Raw genomic sequence first — 4145 nt, forward strand, 5'->3', positions numbered from 1 at the left:
CTCACAGCGGGATGTCGTACGTCACCCACTTCGTCTTCACGCCCACCCGGTCGTAGACGCTGCGCGCGCGGTAGTTGCCCTCCGCCGTGATCCAGCGGATCACCGACCAGCCACGCTTTCGGCCTTCTTCGGCGATGGCGGCGAAGATTGCCTGGGCGGCGCCGGAGCCGCGGGCCTGGGGGTCGACGAACAGATCGTCGAAGAAGCCGCCGGTGCTGGCGGCGAGCGGGCGGGCGAAGGGGCGGAAATGGGCCAGCGCGATGGGCCTGCCGCTGTCGTCCAGGGCCAGGAAGCCCGTCACCTCATGATCCGGATCCTGCAGCCAGCCCCACACCCGGGCGCGCATCTCGGGCGTCTGCTCGACCTTGTAGAAGGCGGCGTAGGCCGCGTAGAGGCGCTCCCACTCGTCCCGATGCTCCGGTGTGATCGGGACGATGCGGGTCATGCACGGGCCTCCAGGATGGCGTCGACTAGTTCGACGAAACCGGCGCCAGCTTCGGACGGAGTGACATAGGCTGGCAAGGCCGGCATGCGGTCGGCGAAGCGCAGGACGTTGGCGACCCCCACCGCGTTCGGGAACCAGCCGAACATCGGCGCGTCGTTGGGGCTGTCGCCGGCGTAGATGAAGCGCTCGCGCTCCGCCGCCAGGTCGACGCCTAGCGCCTCCTCGGCGAAGATCCTCGACATGGTCAGCTTGTCGTGGTCGCCGAACCAGCCGTTGACATGGATCGAGGAGACCTTTGCTACCGCGCCGGCCTCCTCGAAGATCCGGACGATCCAGTCGACCGCTTCACGCGGCAGGGGCGGGACGTCCTCGCAGAAGTCGATGGCAAGGTCGGTCTCGCGGTAGAGCTGGTCGGAGGCGACGGCGGCACCCGGCACCTCCGCCAGCACCCGCTCGCGGATCGCCACCAGGCGCGCGCGGTTGGCGGTGCGCACCGCCTCGTCCTGGGCAAAGCGCCGGATCATCCGGCGCTGCGCGTGATCGTAGCGGAAGAAGAAGGCCCCGTTCTCGCCGACCACCCCGTCGACCGGCCAGAAGCGCGCCACCATGTCGCACCAGCCGGCCGGCCGGCCGGTGATGGGCACGACCGTAATCCCCGCCTCCTGCAGCCGGCCCAGCGCCGCATAGGCCGCAGGTGTCAGCCGCCCCTCGGTCGTGATCGTGTCGTCGATGTCGGTGAACAGGCCGGCACAGGCGCTTCGGGTGGCGGCGGGCATCGCGGCCAGGGGCTGCATGTCGTTCTCCTAGGAACCCGGCTCGGTGCTCGGGCGCATCCGCTGGACCAGGTGATAATGCTTGGAGCGGCAGCGCAGCGGGTCCAGCGGGTGGATCCAGCGGGCGTTGAAGGCATTATGCCAGTCGCGCGGCGTATGGCCCAGCACCGGCTCGAGCGCGTTGATGTTCAGGCGCGGGCGCAGGAAGGGCACGGCGCGCAGGAGCTTCCAGGCGTAGAGCTTCATCTTCCAGCCGCGGATGTCGCCGCCCAGATCCTTGTGCTTGGCCGCCAGTAGCCGGCGCGCCCGCTCGTGCTTCTCGGCCAGGCGCTTGCCCTCAGGGCTGTTCGGGTCGCTCGGCCAGCCGCGGCGGTGCAGCACCGCGATCTCCTTGGTGAACACCACCTCCTTGCCGGCCTTGAGCACGCGCAGGGTGAGATCGGGGTCGATGCCGTAGTCGCGCAGTTCCTCATCGAACCCGCCCAGCCGGCGCAGCAGCTCGGTCGGCAGGACGCCCTGGTTGACGTTGAGCACGCCGGCCACGCCGATCCCGCCGATATAAGGCGCCTTGACGAACGGCCCGACCAGGTCGCGCACCTTGAGGCCGACCATGCCGATGTTCGGGTTGTTCTCCAGGATCTCGACCGCACGGTCGAGCGCCCCCTCGGTCACCAGATTGTCGTCGGACACCCAGCAGACATAGGGGGTCTCGACCCTGGCGAAGACCTCGTTCAGCGCCCGGGCCTGGCCACGCCGCTCGCCCTCCCGGACCACCACGAGGTTGGCCTGCTTGCGCCGCTCCAGCATCTCCAGCGTGCCGTCCGTGCTGCCGGCATCGCTTACCACCACCAGATGCGGCACGTGGGTGTGGGTCTCGATGCTGTCCAGCAGGTCGGAAAGGTCGCCGCAGCGGTCGCAGGTGCCCACCACCACGGTGAGCTTGGCGGTGGAATGGTCAGGCAGGCGCAGGCCCTCACGCATGCCGAGCTCGTTGAGCGCCCAGCGGGCATAGCTACCGATCCCCTCGGCCAGCGCCACGCTCGGCCGGAAGCCCAGCTCACGGATCATGCGGTCGGCATTGGCCACCAAGCTTTTCGGGTTGCCGCGATGCTCCTGGCCATCGAAGCTCAGGCTGACGAACCGGCCGGTCGCGGTGGCCAGCCGGTCAACGATCGCGCACACCGTGGTGGCCGTGCCGGTCCCACCATTGACCAGGACGCAGTCGCCGAGCCCTGGGTCGGCCAGCCGCACGATCAGCCGCGCGGCGTCGCGGCCGTGCATGAAGTCGCGGGTCTCCTCGCCCGTGCCGAACATCTGCAGGTCGAGCCGGCCATCCGCGAGCTTGACGCAGGTGTCCCAGAGCAGCTGCTTGCGCAGCCCTTCGCCATAGAGCGAGAAGAAGCGCACGATCCGGGTCTTGAGCCCGAGGTCGCGCGCGGCCGAGCGCAGGAGTTCCTCGCAGGCGACCTTGTGACTGCCATAGACCGAGACCGGCCGCAGCGGGTCATCCTCGGCGGACGGATGGCCGCTCTCGCCATAGACCGCCGCAGAGGAGGGATAGACCAGCACCGCGTCGGGCGCCGCCTCGCGCAACACCTCGATCACGTCCGCCGTCAGCACCACCGAGCGGCGAAACTCGCCGAACGGATCGGCCTGGGCCCGGCCGACGCTGCCGGTGCCCGCACAGTGAACCACGAGCTGCGGCTTGCCCGAGGACGCGATCAGCTCCTGGAGGCTCGCTTTGGTGACCTCGCCCTCCACCGCCGTGGCGAGCGGCAGGCCACGCCGGCCATGGCCGATCCCGACCACTCGCCAGCCCGCCTTCACCAGTTCCTCGACCACCATCCCGCCGAGGAAACCGAAGCAGCCGGTCACCACGGCCAGGCGGTCGACCCGCTTGCCGGTCATCGTCAGTGCTTGCGGATGGCGAAGCCTACGCCATAGCCGGCGTCCGCGAAGGTCCAGGCGGAAAAGCGCGGGTCGTTCGCCACCTGCGTGCGCCAGACCTCCGCCAGGCCCGGATGGGCCGGGTGGCTCACATCGTCGAACACGACAGCACCGCCCACCGCCAGATGCGGCAGGACGTCGGCCAGGTCCTCGGCGGCACCGGGATCGGTGTGGTCACCGTCCACGGTGATCAGGTCGAAATAGGTGCCGGGATTCTCGGCGAAATACTTCTTCACCGTGACGTGGCTGTTGCCGTCGATGAACTCGGCCTTGCCGGTATGGCCGACCTTCTTCAGCTCTGCCCGGACGAAGTCGGGGCCGGGATTTTCCATCCCGGCATAGTTCTTCATCCACATGTCGAACAGGACCACGTCGACGCCAGGCGTCTGGCTCGCCACCGTGCAGACCGAGCGGCCGCGGCGCACGCCGATCTCCAGGTAGCGCTGGGGCTTGAGCGCCCGGGACATGGTCAGCAGCACGGTGACGATGTCAGCATAGATCCAGTCGTCGCCGAAGCGCTTCAGGCCCTCGGTGTAGAACCGGGTCAGGTAGCGCGTGTAGTCGTCGGGCGAGAGCTTGCCCATGATCTCGAGCGCGTCCTTCAGCATCGCGGCGGAGGCGGCGTCCAGTGCGAAGGTTTCGGCTCCGGCCATGACCGGCGGGTACCATTCGGTCTCGCCGGGTGCCGCGCTGTAGCAGACCGCCTGGCAGCGGGCGGCGTCCTTGCCATAGGCAGGCTTGGCCCAGGCGGCACGTTCCTCGGGCGTGGAGACGGGGGTCTGGGCGGGCTGGGAACGAAACAGGCGCCGGATCATGCGGCAACGAACTCCTTGAGGTTGCGGACCGGCACGGCCGGGTTGCCGCTGGCGATGACGCCGGAGGGAAGGTCGGTGGTGACGACCGAGCCGCCCGCCACCACGGTATCGTCGCCGATCGTGACGCCGCGGAACACGATGGCGTTCATGCCGAACCAGCAGCGT

5 protein-coding genes are annotated in these 4145 nt (G+C 69.0%); all 5 read right to left on the bottom strand.

From position 1 onward, the window contains the following. Position 1: 1 nt before the first annotated feature. The gene (locus EQG76_RS15075) at positions 2-445 is read right to left on the bottom strand and encodes a GNAT family N-acetyltransferase (protein WP_159714877.1); all 444 of its coding nucleotides are present in this window, start codon (positions 443-445) and stop codon (positions 2-4) included. Continuing rightward, positions 442-1239, bottom strand: a complete 798-nt coding sequence (locus EQG76_RS15080; RefSeq protein ID WP_159714879.1) for an HAD-IIB family hydrolase — start codon at positions 1237-1239, stop codon at positions 442-444. The genes EQG76_RS15075 and EQG76_RS15080 overlap by 4 nt, the downstream gene beginning before the upstream one ends. 9 nt (positions 1240-1248) lie before the next feature. Next, positions 1249-3126 carry an NAD-dependent epimerase/dehydratase family protein gene (locus EQG76_RS15085; protein ID WP_159714881.1) on the bottom strand — a complete coding sequence of 626 codons (1878 nt, stop codon included), beginning with the start codon at positions 3124-3126 and terminating at the stop codon, positions 1249-1251. 2 nt (positions 3127-3128) lie between these two features. Next, positions 3129-3980, bottom strand: coding sequence for a class I SAM-dependent methyltransferase (locus tag EQG76_RS15090; protein ID WP_200840834.1), 852 nt, complete (start codon positions 3978-3980; stop codon positions 3129-3131). Continuing rightward, positions 3977-4145, bottom strand: a 169-nt coding sequence (locus tag EQG76_RS15095) for a DapH/DapD/GlmU-related protein (protein ID WP_265338965.1), incomplete at its 5' end; no start/stop codon positions are given. The genes EQG76_RS15090 and EQG76_RS15095, both read right to left, overlap by 4 nt.

The organism is Geminicoccus flavidas (assembly GCF_009806515.1).
GTDB classification, from domain to species: Bacteria; Pseudomonadota; Alphaproteobacteria; order Geminicoccales; family Geminicoccaceae; genus Geminicoccus; species Geminicoccus flavidus.

Bases quoted from the DNA above. Each gene is read 5' to 3' on its own strand.
- EQG76_RS15075 (WP_159714877.1), bottom strand. From the start codon at position 445: ATGACCCGCATCGTCCCGATCACACCGGAGCATCGGGACGAGTGGGAG.
- EQG76_RS15080 (WP_159714879.1), bottom strand. From the start codon at position 1,239: ATGCAGCCCCTGGCCGCGATGCCCGCCGCCACCCGAAGCGCCTGTGCC.
- EQG76_RS15085 (WP_159714881.1), bottom strand. From the start codon at position 3,126: ATGACCGGCAAGCGGGTCGACCGCCTGGCCGTGGTGACCGGCTGCTTC.
- EQG76_RS15090 (WP_200840834.1), bottom strand. From the start codon at position 3,980: ATGATCCGGCGCCTGTTTCGTTCCCAGCCCGCCCAGACCCCCGTCTCC.